This is a genomic window from Mesorhizobium sp. ES1-4 (assembly GCF_020164745.1).
Classification (GTDB): domain Bacteria; phylum Pseudomonadota; class Alphaproteobacteria; order Rhizobiales; family Rhizobiaceae; genus Mesorhizobium.
In genome coordinates this window covers 337,417-353,820 of sequence record NZ_JAIUGV010000002.1, presented here as the reverse complement: position 1 = coordinate 353,820, position 16,404 = coordinate 337,417, and the positions used below count along the sequence as shown (strand labels likewise).

Here is a 16,404-nt window from a genome sequence, read left to right as displayed (position 1 = left end):
GTGTGCAGGAGATAAGCGACGGCTTCAAAGCTTCCAGCCCGAATGCAGGGCCGCTATGCCGCCTGAATAGTTGCGGAAGGAGACGCGGTCGAAGCCGGCGCGGGAAATCATCGCCGCGAAGTTTTGCTGATTGGGGAATTTCGCGATCGATTCGACCAGATAGGAATAGGGCTCGCCGTCGCCGGTGACCATCTTGCCGATCTTGGGAATGGCATTGAAAGACCAGGCTTCGTAGACTTTGTCGAGCAGCGGCATCTCGACCTCGGAAAACTCCAGGCACAGGAGGCGGCCGCCGGGCTTCAGCACACGGAACGCCTCACTCAGGGCCACGTCGATATGTGGGACGTTGCGAATGCCGAAGGCGATGGTGTAGGCGTCGAAACTGGCGTCGGGGAAGGGGAGTTCCTCGGCGTTGGCCTCGACGAAATCGGTGTTACCCAACAATCCCTTTTTTTCGGCCCTGTCGCGGCCGACTGCGAGCATCGAGCCATTGATGTCGAGCACTGTGGCATGGGCATGGCCATGGCTGGCATCGACGATGCGGAAGGCGATGTCGCCGGTGCCGCCGGCCACATCCAGGACCTTCCAGCCCGCCCGCTTGGGCGGATTGAGCCAGGCGACCATGGCATCCTTCCACAAGCGGTGCAGGCCGCCTGACATCAGGTCGTTCATCAGGTCGTAGCGGTTGGCGACCTTGTGGAAAACATCGTTGACGAGGGACTGCTTCTCGCCTTCCCCTACACGCCTGAAACCGTAGGAGGTTTCCATGCCGCCGGCGGCCGTGGTTCTCTCAACTGACATTTTTTTGATCCGTCATAAAACCGGCGGGACCATAGCCGATCGATGGTGCGGGCGCTATTGTTTAAGGCGCGGTGTTCAGCCGCGCTTCCAGGTGGTGGGTTTTCAAGACCTGGACTGACCGACGGGATGTTTGAATGCCTTTGAAAGCGGAACTGCACTGCCACATCGAAGGGGCAGCGGCGCCCGAACTCGTCATCCGCCAGGCGCAGAAATATGGCAAGGACACCTCGCCCTACATCCAGAACGGTTCCTTCGTCTGGCACGACTTCACCTCCTTTCTCGCGGCTTACGACTTCTCCGCCGACCTGTTCCGGACGGAGGACGATTATGCGCGGCTGGCCGACCATTATCTGACCAGCCTGGCCCGCGACGGGGCAATCTACTCCGAGGTGTTCACCTCGCCGGACCACGCGACGAAAGCCGGACTGTCGCCCAAGGCCTACACCGACGCGCTCGGCGAAGGCATGATGCGCGCCAAGGCCAAGACCGGCATCGAAGGGCGCATGATCGTCACTGGCGTGCGCCATGTCGGGGTGGAATCGATCGAGCGGGCGGCACGCTTCGCGGCGCGCTGCGGCCATCCGCTGGTCTCCGGCTTCGGGGTCGCCGGCGACGAGCGCATGGGCGACATGGAAGACTATGTCAGGGCTTTCGAAATCGCGCGCGAGGCCGGGCTCGGCATCACCGTCCATGCAGGCGAACTGACGGGCTGGGAGACTGTCCAGGCGGCACTCGACCATATCCGCCCCTCGCGCATCGGCCATGGCGTGCGCGCCATCGAAAACCCCGACCTTGTCCGGCGCATCGCAGACGAGGGCGTCGTGCTGGAGTGCTGCCCCGGCTCCAATATCGCGCTCAAGGTGTTCGACAGTTTCGCCGACCATCCGCTCCCCGCCCTGCAGGCGGCAGGCTGCAAGGTGACGCTTAACTCCGACGATCCGCCCTATTTCTGGACTTCGCTGAAACGCGAATACGACATTGCGGCGGAGCATTTCGCGATGAATGAGAAAGCGCTCGCCAAGGTCACAAGGACCGCCATCGAGGCGGCTTTCGTCGACCGTAAGACCAAGGCGGCGCTTCTTGCCCGGCTGAACAGCGATGCCCGCTGATTTCTTCCGACAAAGCTGTGGTCGATGCGGGTCAAGCGGTTCCTTGGCCGGTCCAATGTCGCTAGGGTTCGCCCAAGCAGCTTGAAGCGCGACACGTCCGAAAAGGTCCATGCGCGCGGTTTCGGGCGACACGCATCAGGAGAACACCATGAAGGGCGTCACCGTCGTCGACCATCCGCTTGTCCAGCACAAGCTGACCATCATGCGCAAGAAGGAGACCTCGACGGCCGGTTTCCGGCGGCTGCTGCGCGAGATTTCGCTTTTGCTCGGCTATGAGGTCACCCGCAACCTCGAATTGACCACCACCACCATCGAGACGCCGATCGAGGAGATGGAAGCGCCGACGCTGGAAGGCAAGAAGCTGGTATTCGCCTCGGTGCTGCGCGCCGGCAACGGCTTGCTGGAGGGCCTGCTCGACCTGGTGCCGGCGGCGCGTGTCGCGCATATCGGCCTCTACCGGGATCACGAGACGCTGGAGGCGGTGGAATATTTCTTCAAGGCCCCGAGCGATCTCGCCGACCGGCTGGTCATCGTCGTCGACCCAATGCTAGCAACCGCGAATTCGGCGATCGCGGCGATCGACAAGCTGAAAGGGCGCGGTGCCACCAACATCCGCTTCCTGTGCCTGCTGGCGGCGCCGGAGGGCATCGAGCGCTTTACCAAGGCGCATCCGGACGTTCCGGTCTTCACCGCGTCCATCGATCGCCAGCTCAACGAGAAGGGCTACATCATGCCCGGCCTTGGCGACGCCGGCGACCGCATGTACGGGACGAAGTAATACCGGGCAAAGCGCCTGGTATGATTTACCAGATGTTTACGCAAAGACGCGGTTTTCGGCGCGCGTTAAAGCGGCAAATACCATACGGGGCTAAAGGATCGGCAGTCACAAAGGCCGATCCATGCTGCGCAAGCTTCTCATCCTCTGCGTCTTTGCCAGTGCATCGGCATCGATCCCGGCTGCCTATCAGTCGAACCCGCGAATATTCGAAGATCTGCTGAAATTGGCGGTGACGGCCAAGCCCGGGGTCGAGATGAAACCCGAGGTCAGCCTGGCGTCCGTTCCCGACAAGCCGGTGGCGCCGCTGCCGACCGGCCGCAAGGTCATGGTCACGGCGGACGCGCGCGGGCATTTCTCGTCCACCTTCAAGCTCAACGGCCGTCAGGTCGATGGCATGATCGACACCGGCGCGACGCTGGTCGCGGTCAATTCGTCGACGGCACGCCGGATCGGACTGTCGCTCAATCCCTCCGATTTCAGCCACGAGGTCAACACTGCCAACGGCACCATCAAGGCAGCCCTGGTGACGATCGACCGCCTGCAGATCGGCAGCATCGGCGTCGACGGTGTGCAGGCCATCGTGCTCGACGACAAGGCGCTGCGCACCAACCTGATCGGCATGAGCTTTCTCAGCCGGCTCGGCAAATACCAGGCCGAGAACGGCACATTGCTGCTGGTTCAGTAAGGTCCACTCAGCCGCGGGGAAGAATCCGCCGGATGACCGACTTGTCGGCGGCCGGCTTCGAAGCACCGATGGCATAGGCTGAAAGCACGGCCGCCGCTGCCGCCTCGGCGGCGGACGGCGAGCGGGCATGGACCAGCGCCAGCGCATCTCCGGCTTTTACTTCCGCGCCTATGGGCAGCAGTCTGGTGATCCCGACCGCGGGATCGATCTTGTCGTCGGGCCGGGTGCGCCCGCCGCCCAGACCGACCACCGCGAGGCCGATGTCGCGGGTTGCGATACTTGTGACGAAGCCCTCTGTCGTCGCTTCCACAGCGAATTCCGTCGTCGCCTCGGGCAGGTATTTTCCCGGCTTGTCGAGGAAATCCGCCGGGCCGCCAAGCACTGTCACCATGCGCGCGAAGGTGGCGGCGGCGCGGCCGCTGGCGAGCGCCTCGGTGGCGCGCCTGATGCCGTCCAGGTTGGACGATACAAGTCCCGCCGACTGCAGCATTTCGGCGGCCAGCGCCAGCGTGACATCCTCCAGTCGCCGGTCGCGCAAGCGGCCGGTCAGGAAGTCGACGGCATTGCGCACCTCGACCGCATTGCCGGCGGCCGAGGCCAGCGGTTCGTTCATGCCGGTGATCAGCGCCGAGACCTTCAGTCCGGCGCCGCTGGCGACCTCGACCAGGCTGTTGGCGAGCGCGGTCGCATCGCGGGATTTCTCCATGAAGGCGCCATTGCCGACCTTGACGTCGAGGACCAGCGATTGCAGGCCCGCCGCGAGCTTCTTCGACAGGATCGATGCAGTGATCAGCGGCACGGATTCCACTGTTCCGGTCACGTCGCGGATGGCGTAGAGCCGGCGGTCGGCAGGCGCCAGATCGGCGGTCTGGCCGATGATGGCGCAGCCCGTTTCCAGCACCGACTTGCGGAACAGCGCGATGTCAGGCTGGCTGGTGTAGCCGGGAATGGAATCCATCTTGTCCAGCGTGCCGCCGGTATGGCCGAGGCCGCGGCCCGAAATCATCGGCACATAGGCACCGCACGCGGCGACGATCGGCGCCAGCATCAGCGAGACATTGTCGCCGACACCGCCCGTCGAATGCTTGTCGGTGACTGGGCCTGGCAAATCCGACCAGTCGAGCACGTCGCCGGAATCGCGCATGGCAAGCGTCATCGCCACGGCCTCGTCGCGGTTCATGCCGTTGAAGAACACCGCCATGGCGAAGGCCGCGACCTGGGCATCGCTTACGGTGCCCGACGTGACGCCGTCGATGAAGGCGGCGATCTCGTGAGACGACAGCCTGTGGCCGTCGCGCTTGTGGCGGATGATTTCCTGTGGAAGCATCAGCTCTCCAGCAGCCCGTCACGGAACACGCGCTGCAGCACCGTTGCCAGCCGCGATCCGCCAATCGGCGCCATGTCCTTGGTTTCCTGGTGCGAAAGCTCGGTTCCTGTCATGCCGGCGGCCAGGTTGGTGATGACCGAGCAGGCCGCCACGCGCAGGCCGAGGAAACGGGCGAGAATGACTTCCGGCACGGTCGACATGCCGACGGCGTTGGCGCCCATGATGCGCGCCATGCGGATTTCGGCCGGCGTCTCGAAGCAGGGGCCCGAGAACCACATATAGACGCCCTTGTGCAGCGCTGTGCCGGTCGCCCGCGCCGCACGCTCGATCGCGTGGCGGATGCCGGCATCATAGGCTTCGGTCAGGCCGACGAAGCGGCGGTCGCTCGGCTCGCCGATCAGCGGATTGGTGCCGGAGAAGTTGATGTGGTCGGTGAGCAGCATCACCGAGCCCGGCGGCATGTCCGGGTCGACCGAGCCGGCAGCGTTGGTGAGGATCAGTTTCGTGATGCCGATGCCGGCAAGAACCTCCAGCGCCGGCCGCATCGCCGCGGCGTTGCCATGCTCATAGTAGTGGGCGCGGCCGGACAGCATCAGCACGGGAACCCCGGCGAACAGCCCGGCGACCACCTCGCCTGCATGGCCGCTCACCCCGCTTTTGGGAAAGCCGGGCAGGTCGGCATAGGAGACGCGGATCGAATCCTCGATCCGGTCGACAAGGCCGCCCAGGCCCGAACCCAGCACCAGCGCGGTCGATGGCGCCAGGCCGTCCAGCCTTTCGATAAGATGGTCCAGCGCCTTTTCCGTCATTTCAGCCAGCCCGTCGTTTCAACCAACGCTTCATTTCAGCCAACGCTTAATTCAGCCAAGGACTTCATTTCAGCCAAGGGCTTCATTTCAGCCAAGGGCTTCATTTCAGCCAAGGGCTTCATTTCAGAATGTCGGCCCGGAAGCCGTAAGGCAGCATGTCGCCCATGGTGACCGTTTCTGTGACGCCTGTACTGTCGCAGAGATAGAGTTTCGTTTCCGGGCCGCAGAATTCGGCCAGCCGCTGGCGGCAGCCGCCGCAAGGCGAGCATTTGGCCACGCGTTCGGCAAGGACGGCGATTTCGACGATCTTGCCACCGCCGGCCATGACGTAGTGGCCGAGCGCGGTGGTCTCGGCGCACCAGCCTTCGGGATAGGAGGCGACCTCGACGTTGGCGCCGGTGAAGATGCGTCCGTCCTCGGTGCGCAAGGCAGCACCCACCGGGAACCTGGAGTAGGGCGCATAGGCCCTGGCCATGGCGGTCCTGGCAGCTTCGAACAGATCATGCGACATTCAGTTGTTCTCTCCGATGATCGTGTCCAAGCCCCGGCGCTTCGTCCGCGCCGAATTGTCGACCGTTAGCGTTCCTTCACGTAGGGCACGCCGCCGGCGCGCGGCGGGATGGCCTTGCCGATGAAGCCGGCGAGCAGGATGACGGTCAGCACATAAGGCAGCGCCTGCATGAACTGTACCGACACCTTGCCGACAATCGGCAGCGGTGTCCCCTGCAGGCGGATCGACGCTGCGTCGAGGAAGCCGAACAACAGGCAGGCGAACATGGCGTTGACCGGTTTCCATTTGGCGAAGATCAGCGCGGCCAGCGCTATGTAGCCCTTGCCCGCCGTCATGTCCTTCACGAAACCGCCATTCTGCACCATCGAAAGATAGGCCCCGGCGAAACCGGTCAGGATGCCGGTGCAGATCAGCGCGCGATAGCGCAGCCAGGCGACCGAGATGCCGGCGGTGTCGACCGCGGCCGGGTTTTCGCCGACCGCGCGCAGCCTGAGGCCGAAGCGGGTGCGATACAGCACCCACCAGGTGAACGGCACCATCGCAAAGGCGAAATAGACGAGGATCGAATGGCCGGACAGCAGTTCGGCATAGATCGGACCGATGATCGGCACGTCCCTGATTGCGTCGGCGCCGGGCCAGGTGATCGCCTCGAACCGCTCGCCCGGTTGCAGCGCCGGCGTGCGCCCCCCCTGCTGGAACCAGGCCTGGCCAAGGATGATGGTCGATCCGGCGGCGATGAAGTTGATCGCCACACCCGAAACGATCTGGTTGCCGCGATGGGTGATCGAGGCAAAGCCATGCACCAACGCGAAGGCGACGGAGATCAGGACCGCCATGCCAAGACCGATAAGCGCCGAGTGGAAAACCGAGGCAGCCGCGGCGCCAGCGAAGGCGCCGACCAGCATCTTGCCTTCGAGGCCGATGTCGAAAATACCGGCCCGCTCCGAATAGAGGCCGGCCAGGCAGGCAAGCAGCAACGGCACCGACAGGCGGACGGTCGAGTCCAGCACCTGGATGATTGCGTTGAAGATGTCCATCAGGCGCCCTTCCCGTTGACCGCCTGCATGCCGACCGATTTCGGGCTGAACGAGGCGAACAGAGCCTGGATGTAGGGCCTGAACATGTGCTCCAGCGCACCGGCGAAGAGGATGACCAATCCTTGAATGATGACGATCATGTCGCGGCTGATGGCCGGCATCTCGAAGGCGAGTTCGGCGCCGCCCTGGTAGAGCATGCCGAACAGCATCGCCGCCAGCACGATGCCGACCGGATGCAGGCGGCCCATCAGCGCCACGGCGATACCGACGAAACCGGCGCCTGAAACGAAGTCGATCGCGACATTGTGCTGGTCGCCCATCACCGGGTTGAGCGCCATCATGCCGGCCAGCGCGCCCGAGATCATCATGGCGGTGATGATGATGCGGGTTTCCGAAATGCCGGCATAGCGCGCTGCCTTCGGGCTGTGGCCATAGGTGCGCATCTCGTAGCCGAGCTTGGTGCGCCAGATCAGCAGCCAGACCAGGAAGGCCATGGCCAGCGCCAGCAGGAAGGAAATGTTGAGCGGTGCCGAACGGATCTTGGCACCGAACAGCTCGATGATCCAGTTGAGCTTGGGCAACTCCGCGCCGGCGAGGAAGTTGCGCGTCTGCGGTGCCTGCGACCCCGCCGGCTTCAATGGCCCCACCAGCAGGTAGACCATGATCGAAGCGGCGATGAAGTTGAACATGATCGTCGTGATGACGATGTGCGAGCCGCGCTTGGCCTGCAGGTAGGCGGGGATCAAGGCCCACAATGCGCCCACCAGCGCGGAGGCCACGATGGCCAGCGGAAATGTCAGCCACCAGGGCAGCGTGCTGTCGAAGGAAAGACAAACGATGGCGATGCCGAGGCCGGCGATGTAGGCCTGTCCCTCAGTGCCGATGTTGAACAGGCCGCAATGCGCCGCCACCGCCACCGAAAGCCCGGTGAATATGAAGGTCGTGGCATAGAACAGGGTGAAGGCGATGCCGGTTCCCTTGCCGAAGGCACCTTCGACCAGGATGACAGCGGCGCGCAACGGGTTTTCGCCGACCAGCATGACGACGAAGCCGGCGACGATGAAGGCGACCGACAGGTTGATCAGCGGGATCAGCCCGTAGTCGGCCCAGGCCGGCAATTTGGCGTAAGGCGTGCTCAAAGTGCTGCCTCCTGATGTTCGACACCGGCCATCAGCAGGCCAAGCTCGCCTTCGGTCGCATCGGGGCCGCGCTCGCCGACGATGCGGCCGGCAAACATCACCAGGATGCGGTCGGAAAGCGAACGGATCTCGTCGAGTTCGACCGAGACCACCAGCACGGCTTTGCCTTGGTCGCGCATGGCGATCAGACGCTTGTGGATGAATTCGATGGCGCCGACATCGACGCCGCGCGTCGGCTGGCCGACGATCAGCACGCCGGGATCCTGTTCGATTTCGCGCGCGAGCACGATTTTCTGCTGGTTGCCGCCGGAAAAATTGGCCGTCTTCAGGCGCGGATTGCCGGGACGGATGTCGTATTTCTCGATCTTGTCACTGGCATCGGCCATGATGGCGTCGATGTTGAGGAATGGTCCTCTGAGGTAACGGGGATCGTCATGGTAGCCGAGGATGGAGTTCTCGTTCTCCTCGAAGGCCAGCACCAGCCCGACATGATGGCGATCTTCCGGGACATGGGCGAGGCCACGGTCGCGCAGTTCGCCGGGATCGGCGTTGCCGGTGAGATCGATTGGTTTGCCGTCGAGCATCACGGAACCGGAAACGGCGCGCCTGATGCCGGAAACCGCCTCGAGCAGTTCCGACTGTCCATTGCCGGCGACGCCGGCGATGCCGACGATCTCGCCGGCGCGCACATCGAACGAGATGTCGTCGACCATGGTGACGCCACGCGAATCCCTCACCGTCAGGTTCTTGATCGCGAGCTTGACGCCGCCGGCCGCCGCCTCGCCCTTTTCGACCCTCAAGAGCACACGCCGCCCGACCATCAGTTCGGCCAGTTCCTCGACAGTGGTTTTGCCGGTCTCCCGGGTTGCCACCATCGTGCCCTGGCGCATGACCGACACGGTGTCGGTGATGGCCATGATCTCGCGCAGCTTGTGGGTGATCAGCACCACCGTCTTTCCCTGTTCCTTCAATTGCCTGAGGATGCGGAACAGGTGATCGGCCTCGGCCGGCGTCAAAACGCCCGTCGGCTCGTCGAGGATCAGGATCTCGGCGCCGCGATAGAGCGCCTTGAGGATTTCCACTCGCTGCTGCAGGCCGACCGGCAATTCCTCGATGATCGCGTCGGGATCGACTTCCAGCCCGTATTCGCGCTCCAGCCGCTCCAGTTCGGAACGCGCCTTGGCGATGCTGCTCTTCAGCAAGGCATCGTTCTCGGCGCCGAGAATGATGTTCTCCAGCACCGAGAAATTGTCGACCAGCATGAAATGCTGGTGCACCATGCCGATGCCGAGCGCGATCGCGTCGTTGGGCGTCTTGATCGACGCCGGCTTGCCGCCGACGCGGATTTCGCCGCTGTCGGCCTGGTAGAAACCGTAAAGGATCGACATCAGCGTCGACTTGCCGGCGCCGTTCTCGCCGACGATGCCGTGGATGGTGCCGCGCGCGATCTCCAGGTTGATGTCGCGGTTGGCGCGCACCGCGCCAAAACTCTTGTTGATGCCGATCAGTTCGATCGCGGCTTGCGCCATGCAGCCTGTCCCACTCTTATTTTTTTATCGCTTGGTCAAAATGCCTAGCATGACGATCCGCCCATGCCAATTGTCAGGAGCAGCGTTCACTCTCGACAAATCCCCGCGCGCTTGTCAATTTCGAACGTGGCCGAAGCTCTCACATTCGCTAATGTGAAGACGTTGAAATTCGCATCAGGGTGCAAGGCATCATGGTGCAAGATCAGGAATTGCGCATGACCATGCCCGCCGACCGGCTGACGACGCTGGAAATCCGCGCCGCCGAGCAGGAGAAGACCATCGAGGAACTGTCGGGCCAGGTTGCCGAGCAGTGGAAGGTGATCGAACGCATGCAGCGCAAGCTCGATGCGTTGACCGATCGCTTCCTGGCGTTGGAGGAGCAGGCGGCATCGGATGTGCCGGTGACCAAGCCGCCACATTGGTGAGGGGGTCCCGGCCATGGCCGGTGAAAGCGACCGCATTGCAAGGGCCGGCGACTATGTGCTCGGCCTGATGAACGATGCCGAGCGCGAGCGGGCCGAGCGCGATCTCGAGATCGACCCGGCCTTCCGCGACGCGGTGTTACAGCTTGCCGAACGGATGCATGTCTTCGACCGCGCCGAAAAACCAGCCGGTGCCGGTCATTGGGCGGAAGTTACGCATCGCCTCGCCGAATTGCCGCAAATGCGCAGCGTTGGCCTGGGCGGCAACGATGCCAGGTCGCCGACGGTGATCCGAGGCCTTTCCCGACAGCCATACGGCGTTGGCATGCAGGCGCTTGGCGGCCGGCGTGGACTTGTCATTGCCCTCGGGCTGATAGCGGCCTTCGCGCTCGGTTATCTCCTGGGAAAACTGTGATCCAGCCGGCGCGACATCAGCATCATCGTTTCGCCGTCCTGCTCGCACGCCTCCACAGCGTCCCAGCCCAGTCGCGTGTAGAACTCGCGCGCTTGCCAAGTGTAGAGGTAGAGCATCTCGACACCGGCTGACGAAGCATGCGCTTCGATCGCCTTGACCAGCGCGGTGCCGGTTCCATTGCCTCGATGGGCGGCATCGACGACAAGCCCAGCGAGCCAAGGCGTCACATCATGCGCCGGTTCCAGTTCATGGCGCACCAGCAGGCAGGCGCCGACCGGCACATCGTCGACACGGGCAATCAGAGCCGTTTCAAAGCCGCCGCTGGTCAGCAGGTTGCGGAGCCCTGCCGCATCCTCTTCCAACGTCCTCCCCGTGCCCTCGAAGAAGGCGTCAATCCGCAGTCGCGCCACGACGTCGATGTCATGCTCGCTCATGGGTTCGATCGTTGGCTGCATCCCTCTCTCCAATGTCACTTGCGAGCTTCATCCGATCCGGCAAAAGCAAAACCGCCGGGCGACAGCCCGGCGGGTTCCAGTCATGGCCGTATGGTGCCGCGGATCAGTAGGGGCAGGCGTTGTCGGTGGTGTAGTCGTGCACCTGGATCTTGCCGGCGATGATGTCGGCCTTGGCCTTTTCGACCGCCGCCTTCATCTCGTCGGTCACCAGCGCCTTGTTGTTGTCGTCCATGGCGTAGTCGACGCCGCCTTCCTTGAGGCCGAGATTCTCGACGCCACCCTTGAAGGTGCCGTTCTTACCGTCCATGAAGGCGGTGTAGACGGCAACGTCGACGCGCTTCAGCATCGAGGTCAACACCTTGCCGGGCTGCAGGCCGTTCTGGTTGGAATCGACGCCGATGCCGAGCTTGCCGGCATCCGCCGCTGCCTGCAGCACGCCGACGCCGGTGCCGCCGGCCGCGGCGTAGACCACGTCGGAGCCCTGGTCGATCTGCGTCTTGGCGATTTCGCCGCCCTTGGCCGGGTCGTTCCAGGCGGCCGGCGTGTCGCCGGTCATGTTCTGGATGACTTCGGTCGCGCCGGCCGACTTGGCGCCGCCGACATAGCCGCATTCGAACTTGCGGATCAGCGGGATGTCCATGCCGCCGACGAAGGAAACCTTCTTCGACTTCGATGCCATCGCGGCCATGATGCCGACGAGATAGGAGCCTTCATTCTCCTTGAACACCAGCGAGCGGACATTGGGCAGGTCGACGGCATCGTCGATGATGGCGAAGTTGAGATCGGGATATTCGGCCGCGACCTTCTTCAGCGCGTCCTCCCAGGCAAAGCCGGCCATGACGATCGGGTTGTGGCCGTCCTCGGCGAAGCGGCGCAGCGCCTGCTCGCGCTGCGAAGCGTTGGACACTTCGAACTCGACATAGGGAGTGCCGGTCTCGGTCTTGAACTTCTCGGCGCCGTGATAGGCAGCCTCGTTGAAGGACTTGTCGAACTTGCCACCCAGATCATAAAGGATGGCAGGCTGGACATCCGCGGCGAAAGCCGGAAGAACCATTGCGGTTGCGGCCAGGAGGCCGAGAACGATACGTTTCATGTGATCCACACCCTGTCGGTTATTTTTTTCCGTTACGCACCGCCTGCCTGCCCGGTTCTCCGGCCAGCAAACGACGTCAGCCAGGAGTGTATTCCCCTCCCGCTCGTGGGCAATCTGGCACGGGCCGAAACAAAATTCACGCGGAATTTTGACCTTTTGGAAAAGCGTGCCACGAGCAAGCCCGTCGCGATCCGATCTTGCGCGCGAGCCGCCGGGCGGCGGTTGGAATAGTGCGGGCGGCGGGTCAGTTCGGGGCGAACTGTCCGGTGCGCCGCTGCCGCCGGTAGCCGATGGCGTAAAGCAGGAAGGCCAGCACCGCGAACACGGCAAAGCCCGGCTGGTTGAGCACCCAGGCGATGGCGCCATCCCAAAGCAGCGGACTGGCCTTGGCGCGCACGAAGGTTTCGAAGGCGGCCCGCGTGTCCGGCGAGACGGCCAGCCAGCTCGCATTGAGCGGGGTCAGCACAAGGGCCGAGGCCGCCACCGTGCGCGTCGTGTCGAGCACCGCCATGATGACCGAGACCGACAGCGCGACCATGGCCGCAAGGCGAAAAACGAAGCGAAACATCAAGGCTCTCCCCCGGCTCGTCCTGGACGCTCGCCAGGAGACCTCCGGCACATGTCCCGAAAACAGGAATAGAATGCGCGCGGTTTGTGCGCAATCGCGATACGCGAATTTGAAGGCCCGCGCCTCCTGCACGCTATGCGGTGAACGAGCACGACGGCAAGAATGCCCCCGGCAATGGCGCCGACCACCATCCCGGCCAGTCCGATGAAGGCGGCAAAGTAGCCGCAGGCGCCCTCGAAGCAGCTGGCCTCGGCGACATCGGCGATCACGAGCCAGCCAGGAACCCGCCGACGGCGCCGATGATCGCGCCCTGGATGATGCGGAGCAAGGCAGCGACGATGGAAACAAAGACCGACGGGCCTCCGCATCACTCGAAAGGGGGCAGCGGCGAAGTCAAGCGTGGCCGGCCTTACGGTCTTGGCCATGCACAACATTCCAGGCGGCGGCTTGAAAACGGGTGCCATGGCGGCTTGGCGGAACGGTGTCTGGCCGGCAAAGCGAATAGACCGCCGTTATGGCTTGGCATTCGGCGCGGGATCGACTAGATGAGCCCCGCGCCTGTTGCTTCGACGGCTCAGGTGCGAAGGGAAGGTGTCTGCTGGTTGGCGGCACCGACGGCGCTGATACCGCGTATCGGCTCCCTGAAGGGACTGCATTGTCCCCAACCCGCGCGGCGAAACCGGCCAGCGCGAAAAATGCAAGGACGGAGAGGTGGCCGAGTGGTTGAAGGCGCACGCCTGGAAAGTGTGTTTACGGGAGACCGTAACGCGGGTTCGAATCCCGCTCTCTCCGCCAGATTCTCAGATTGGCTAAATCAGTCCTGATAAATCAGCCACTTAGCCACAATGGCTTCGATCACTTAAACCAACGACTTAGACCAATCTGAATCAACCGGCCGATAGGTACGCTTCACGCTCTTCGGCCTTCATAGTATCCGTCCGGGTCCACCTCACGACCCCATCGAGGTCCCTGTAGCGTTCGACTCGGTAGCGCCCGAAGTGGCTCGAGAAATACCAGTCCCTAACGCCGTTGAACCCGATCGTTGCAGCGGTCGTGTGGGAGATACCGGCGGAGGGATAAGGTGGCCAATTCAAATATATTCAATGCGTTAGGGGAACCATCCCTTGGCGGAGACGTCCCGCCAATGGAGCGATTTCTGTTCCAAAGAACCCACCCCAACACACCTCTTGGGGCGATTCCTCGGGCAGGATAGGGCGATTGGTCGCTGTAGGCCGAACCGTCCTTACGAGCCCATGCTATAGGTTTGTGCACAAGCGCATCGAGAGAAGCGGCGTAGTTGGCACAGTTTTGACGCCACAGAGCGGGAACTAGCGCGAACCGAGCTTAACTTCTTTTGCATTGGAGAGGTGCTACAGAGACCAACACGTCCAAACAAAGGGAAAGTCAATGAAGGCCGTCGGCGAAATAGCCACCACTGTAATTGTCCTTGTCATAGGAATTGCCGTGGGATTTCCGATTGGTCTGGTCATAACTGCCACTCTGGCAGACAAATTCGAGTCCTTTGAATTGGGCAGAGCGCTGGGAGAACTTGCCATTGGCGGCATCTTCGGCGCGGTTGTAGGTGGCGCAATTGCCTTGTTCATCTTGAGCAGCATGAGAGGCCGGCCGGACAGCCAGGGACCAAGTCAAGATTAGGGCATAGGGCCGTTTGGCGTCCAATCCAGCTCCCTCGGCCAGCCTCTCATCGGGCCGATCGGCTTAACCAGCAGCCACGGTGGGTAGACAGGGCATCTGATACCAGATTCGGCTAGCCGGGCGTGCGTTCCGCCAAGAGTCCCGTCGCTCCGGAACCTCCTGCCTCGCACTGCGTTTCCCGGCGTCCCATCAGCAGACCCCGCCAGGATGTTTCCGAGCACTGCGACCAACCAGGAGCCCGCTTCATGTATGACAAGCTGTTTCATTCGCCCGTCGCATTGACGGTCGGCCTCGGCTTCAAGCGCGAGATCGCCTCGCTGGCCGAAATGCACGATTTTCTGACCAACTGGACGACCTCACGCCGTGGGCCTCTCTATCGCAATGCCGTCGAGGCATGTGGCCTGGCCATGGAAGGTTGCATCACCAGGGACGAGGCGCGCCATGCGCTCGTCGAATTCGCGGAAGCCGCCGGCATTCTCTGGCCCGAGATCGAGCCGGTCGTCGTGGCGCGTGCTGTTGCGCGCGGCCGTGGCGGCTACGCCGCCTGATCGTTCGCAGATCACCGCCGAAGTCCGGCCTGGCCTTTCCGGGCCGGACTTTTTACTTTGCCTTGCCGCGCCGTTACACACTCCAGCTTGTGGGGAAAGCCACGGGACATCCCGGCCTGCGGCTCACTTTGCGTGCATGAGGCGGCAATTCAATCTTTGCGGAGGGGATGCGTGGGCCAGGCGGCCGTCAGTCACACCAACTGGATGAGATGACGAGCGATGCCTCGAAGACCTGGCGCCCGCTGTCGTCGCGGACCTTCACGGTGATGGCCGTTCGGTCGTTCTCGATCATCTCGTCGCGGATGATGTCGGGCAGGATGAGGATTGCCTCCCGCCGTAGACGCTCGGGGGTGTCGAAGACCTGACCATGGTCATCCACCGTCAGGCCATCGCCATTGTAAAGGTCGAGAAAGTATCTGGGCATGATGTGACCGGGTCCCGAGCTGCTGAAAATTCCCAAGAGAGACTTGACCGATAATTCGCGGGCTAAGCCGTTGTTCCGTCAGAGATGATCTTCGCGCGCGAATAAGCGCCATCTAACAAATGTTAATGCCCGGCAGCGCCCGAGGACCTAGTGCTTCGGCAGCCGCCCCTTGCTTTCGACAGAACAGTTGGCGATCGGCTCTGAGCCCTTTCGCTGGAGATAGCGGTGCTGGAATCCCTGTATCTGAATCTCGCTCAGCACGACGCGCTTTCCGACGCCGAAAAGGCCCTTCTGGCTGAAGCCATGACTTTCGAGCGGCATTTCGCGGTCGGCCAGGACATCGTCGCCTCGGGTGCGCGGCCGACCCATTCGACCCTGATCCTCGATGGCCTGGCGGCGCGTTACAAGGTGCTCGAGAATGGCGGTCGCCAGTTCACCTCGCTGCAGGTGCCTGGCGATTTCGTCGATCTCCACGCGTTCCTCTTGAAGACGATGGACCACGGCATCGTTGCCATGTCGCCCTGCCACGTCATGTTCGCCGATCACAGCCGGCTTCGTGCCATCACCGAGGAAGCGCCGCATCTGACGCGGCTGTTGTGGCTGGACACGCTGGTCGACGGAGCTATCCATCGCGAGTGGATCGTGGCAATGGGGCGCCGCTCCAAGACCTCGCACCTGGCCCATCTCCTTTGTGAGCTTTTCGTGCGATTGCAGGTGGTGCAGCGCACCAACGGCATGAGCTTTCATCTGCCGCTCTCACAAGCCGAACTGGCCGATGTGCTTGGTCTGTCAGTCGTGCATATGAACCGGGTCATCGGCGCCCTACGCAAAGTCGGCGTCGTCAATTGGGCCAATCACACGGTGACCATCCTGGATTGGCACAGGCTCCAGGAAATCGCCGAGTTCGATCCGACCTATCTCAGCCTGACTCGGGAACCGCGGTAAGGCGTCCCCGGCCGCAAAGCTCGGTTCGGGGTCCTTCCCGGCAATCCGCGTCGAGGAGCCGCTCTTCGACGGTGCCGCGCCGGAACCTTTATAAAATTCCTATTTCTTTCCCATCCGCTTCGTCTCGAACCTTTATGGCGAACGGGTCCATAT

20 protein-coding genes and 1 tRNA gene are annotated in these 16,404 nt (G+C 62.9%); 9 read left to right on the top strand and 12 right to left on the bottom strand.

Annotated features, from left to right (window positions below):
• Positions 1–24: 24 nt before the first annotated feature.
• Complete coding sequence (gene ubiE / locus LB556_RS05325) at positions 25–801, bottom strand: bifunctional demethylmenaquinone methyltransferase/2-methoxy-6-polyprenyl-1,4-benzoquinol methylase UbiE (protein WP_224564821.1); 777 nt, start codon at positions 799–801, stop codon at positions 25–27.
• Positions 802–935: 134 nt separating this feature from the next.
• On the opposite strand from ubiE, the gene LB556_RS05320 reads away from it, so the two are divergent.
• The 3 genes from LB556_RS05320 (at position 936) to LB556_RS05310 (ending at position 3,373) form a co-directional block, all read left to right on the top strand.
• Complete coding sequence (locus tag LB556_RS05320) at positions 936–1,910, top strand: adenosine deaminase (RefSeq protein WP_224564819.1); 975 nt, start codon at positions 936–938, stop codon at positions 1,908–1,910.
• 148 nt (positions 1,911–2,058) lie between these two features.
• Entirely contained in the window at positions 2,059–2,688 is a 630-nt protein-coding gene (upp, locus tag LB556_RS05315; protein WP_095199484.1) for a uracil phosphoribosyltransferase, read from the top strand.
• Between the two features lie 121 nt (positions 2,689–2,809).
• On the top strand, positions 2,810–3,373 hold the full coding sequence (locus LB556_RS05310) for a TIGR02281 family clan AA aspartic protease (protein ID WP_224564817.1): 564 nt from the start codon (positions 2,810–2,812) through the stop codon (positions 3,371–3,373).
• Between the two features lie 7 nt (positions 3,374–3,380).
• Here the strand turns inward: LB556_RS05310 and deoA are convergent, their stop codons facing one another.
• The 6 genes from deoA to LB556_RS05280 all read right to left on the bottom strand — a co-directional run bounded on the left by deoA (position 3,381) and on the right by LB556_RS05280 (position 9,725).
• Positions 3,381–4,700 (bottom strand): thymidine phosphorylase, encoded by a 1,320-nt coding sequence (gene deoA / locus LB556_RS05305; RefSeq protein ID WP_224564814.1) that lies wholly within the window; start codon positions 4,698–4,700, stop codon positions 3,381–3,383.
• A complete protein-coding gene (locus LB556_RS05300) occupies positions 4,700–5,509 on the bottom strand; it encodes a purine-nucleoside phosphorylase (protein WP_224564812.1) in 810 nt (269 codons plus the stop codon). Before LB556_RS05300 ends, deoA begins: the two co-directional genes overlap by 1 nt.
• A 118-nt stretch (positions 5,510–5,627) precedes the next feature.
• Positions 5,628–6,020, bottom strand: coding sequence for a cytidine deaminase (cdd, locus tag LB556_RS05295; protein ID WP_224564810.1), 393 nt, complete (start codon positions 6,018–6,020; stop codon positions 5,628–5,630).
• 65 nt (positions 6,021–6,085) lie between these two features.
• Positions 6,086–7,057, bottom strand: a complete 972-nt coding sequence (locus tag LB556_RS05290) for an ABC transporter permease (RefSeq protein ID WP_224564808.1) — start codon at positions 7,055–7,057, stop codon at positions 6,086–6,088.
• The gene (locus LB556_RS05285) at positions 7,057–8,196 is read right to left on the bottom strand and encodes an ABC transporter permease (protein WP_224564806.1); all 1,140 of its coding nucleotides are present in this window, start codon (positions 8,194–8,196) and stop codon (positions 7,057–7,059) included. Before LB556_RS05285 ends, LB556_RS05290 begins: the two co-directional genes overlap by 1 nt.
• Complete coding sequence (locus tag LB556_RS05280) at positions 8,193–9,725, bottom strand: ABC transporter ATP-binding protein (RefSeq protein WP_224564804.1); 1,533 nt, start codon at positions 9,723–9,725, stop codon at positions 8,193–8,195. The genes LB556_RS05285 and LB556_RS05280 overlap by 4 nt, the downstream gene beginning before the upstream one ends.
• Positions 9,726–9,940: 215 nt before the next feature.
• Between LB556_RS05280 and LB556_RS05275 the strand changes: the two genes are divergently transcribed.
• Both LB556_RS05275 and LB556_RS05270 read left to right on the top strand, forming a co-directional pair.
• Positions 9,941–10,150, top strand: coding sequence for a SlyX family protein (locus tag LB556_RS05275; RefSeq protein WP_224564801.1), 210 nt, complete (start codon positions 9,941–9,943; stop codon positions 10,148–10,150).
• A 13-nt stretch (positions 10,151–10,163) separates the two neighbouring features.
• Positions 10,164–10,562, top strand: coding sequence for a hypothetical protein (locus LB556_RS05270; protein ID WP_224564799.1), 399 nt, complete (start codon positions 10,164–10,166; stop codon positions 10,560–10,562).
• On the opposite strand, the gene LB556_RS05265 is transcribed toward LB556_RS05270, so the two are convergent.
• The 3 genes from LB556_RS05265 to LB556_RS05255 all read right to left on the bottom strand — a co-directional run bounded on the left by LB556_RS05265 (position 10,541) and on the right by LB556_RS05255 (position 12,678).
• On the bottom strand, positions 10,541–11,017 hold the full coding sequence (locus LB556_RS05265; protein ID WP_224564797.1) for a GNAT family N-acetyltransferase: 477 nt from the start codon (positions 11,015–11,017) through the stop codon (positions 10,541–10,543). The two genes, LB556_RS05270 and LB556_RS05265, sit on opposite strands and share 22 nt — an antisense overlap.
• Before the next feature lie 103 nt (positions 11,018–11,120).
• Entirely contained in the window at positions 11,121–12,110 is a 990-nt protein-coding gene (locus LB556_RS05260; RefSeq protein WP_224564795.1) for a BMP family protein, read from the bottom strand.
• 244 nt (positions 12,111–12,354) lie between these two features.
• Positions 12,355–12,678: a hypothetical protein gene (locus tag LB556_RS05255; RefSeq protein WP_224564793.1), complete on the bottom strand. Its 324-nt coding sequence runs from the start codon at positions 12,676–12,678 to the stop codon at positions 12,355–12,357.
• A 140-nt stretch (positions 12,679–12,818) separates the two neighbouring features.
• On the opposite strand from LB556_RS05255, the gene LB556_RS05250 reads away from it, so the two are divergent.
• Positions 12,819–13,223: a hypothetical protein gene (locus tag LB556_RS05250; RefSeq protein WP_224564790.1), complete on the top strand. Its 405-nt coding sequence runs from the start codon at positions 12,819–12,821 to the stop codon at positions 13,221–13,223.
• Positions 13,224–13,383: 160 nt separating this feature from the next.
• Positions 13,384–13,473, top strand: a tRNA-Ser gene (locus LB556_RS05245).
• 609 nt (positions 13,474–14,082) lie between these two features.
• Here the strand turns inward: LB556_RS05245 and LB556_RS05240 are convergent.
• Positions 14,083–14,358 carry a hypothetical protein gene (locus LB556_RS05240; RefSeq protein ID WP_224564788.1) on the bottom strand — a complete coding sequence of 92 codons (276 nt, stop codon included), beginning with the start codon at positions 14,356–14,358 and terminating at the stop codon, positions 14,083–14,085.
• A gap of 221 nt (positions 14,359–14,579) precedes the next feature.
• Here LB556_RS05240 and LB556_RS05235 point away from each other — a divergent pair, with 221 nt between their 5' ends.
• Complete coding sequence (locus LB556_RS05235) at positions 14,580–14,882, top strand: DUF982 domain-containing protein (RefSeq protein WP_224564786.1); 303 nt, start codon at positions 14,580–14,582, stop codon at positions 14,880–14,882.
• Positions 14,883–15,069: 187 nt separating this feature from the next.
• Here the strand turns inward: LB556_RS05235 and LB556_RS05230 are convergent, their stop codons facing one another.
• On the bottom strand, positions 15,070–15,306 hold the full coding sequence (locus tag LB556_RS05230; RefSeq protein WP_224564784.1) for a DUF6894 family protein: 237 nt from the start codon (positions 15,304–15,306) through the stop codon (positions 15,070–15,072).
• A gap of 225 nt (positions 15,307–15,531) precedes the next feature.
• Here LB556_RS05230 and LB556_RS05225 point away from each other — a divergent pair, with 225 nt between their 5' ends.
• Positions 15,532–16,251 (top strand): Crp/Fnr family transcriptional regulator, encoded by a 720-nt coding sequence (locus LB556_RS05225; protein WP_015315764.1) that lies wholly within the window; start codon positions 15,532–15,534, stop codon positions 16,249–16,251.
• Positions 16,252–16,404 lie beyond the last annotated feature (153 nt).

Excerpts from the sequence above, each read along its gene's own strand:
- ubiE (WP_224564821.1), bottom strand. The coding sequence starts at position 801 with ATGTCAGTTGAGAGAACCACGGCCGCCGGCGGCATGGAAACCTCCTAC.
- LB556_RS05320 (WP_224564819.1), top strand. The coding sequence starts at position 936 with ATGCCTTTGAAAGCGGAACTGCACTGCCACATCGAAGGGGCAGCGGCG.
- upp (WP_095199484.1), top strand. The coding sequence starts at position 2,059 with ATGAAGGGCGTCACCGTCGTCGACCATCCGCTTGTCCAGCACAAGCTG.
- LB556_RS05310 (WP_224564817.1), top strand. The coding sequence starts at position 2,810 with ATGCTGCGCAAGCTTCTCATCCTCTGCGTCTTTGCCAGTGCATCGGCA.
- deoA (WP_224564814.1), bottom strand. The coding sequence starts at position 4,700 with ATGCTTCCACAGGAAATCATCCGCCACAAGCGCGACGGCCACAGGCTG.
- LB556_RS05300 (WP_224564812.1), bottom strand. The coding sequence starts at position 5,509 with ATGACGGAAAAGGCGCTGGACCATCTTATCGAAAGGCTGGACGGCCTG.
- cdd (WP_224564810.1), bottom strand. The coding sequence starts at position 6,020 with ATGTCGCATGATCTGTTCGAAGCTGCCAGGACCGCCATGGCCAGGGCC.
- LB556_RS05290 (WP_224564808.1), bottom strand. The coding sequence starts at position 7,057 with ATGGACATCTTCAACGCAATCATCCAGGTGCTGGACTCGACCGTCCGC.
- LB556_RS05280 (WP_224564804.1), bottom strand. The coding sequence starts at position 9,725 with ATGGCGCAAGCCGCGATCGAACTGATCGGCATCAACAAGAGTTTTGGC.
- LB556_RS05275 (WP_224564801.1), top strand. The coding sequence starts at position 9,941 with ATGACCATGCCCGCCGACCGGCTGACGACGCTGGAAATCCGCGCCGCC.
- LB556_RS05270 (WP_224564799.1), top strand. The coding sequence starts at position 10,164 with ATGGCCGGTGAAAGCGACCGCATTGCAAGGGCCGGCGACTATGTGCTC.
- LB556_RS05265 (WP_224564797.1), bottom strand. The coding sequence starts at position 11,017 with ATGCAGCCAACGATCGAACCCATGAGCGAGCATGACATCGACGTCGTG.
- LB556_RS05260 (WP_224564795.1), bottom strand. The coding sequence starts at position 12,110 with ATGAAACGTATCGTTCTCGGCCTCCTGGCCGCAACCGCAATGGTTCTT.
- LB556_RS05255 (WP_224564793.1), bottom strand. The coding sequence starts at position 12,678 with ATGTTTCGCTTCGTTTTTCGCCTTGCGGCCATGGTCGCGCTGTCGGTC.
- LB556_RS05235 (WP_224564786.1), top strand. The coding sequence starts at position 14,580 with ATGTATGACAAGCTGTTTCATTCGCCCGTCGCATTGACGGTCGGCCTC.
- LB556_RS05230 (WP_224564784.1), bottom strand. The coding sequence starts at position 15,306 with ATGCCCAGATACTTTCTCGACCTTTACAATGGCGATGGCCTGACGGTG.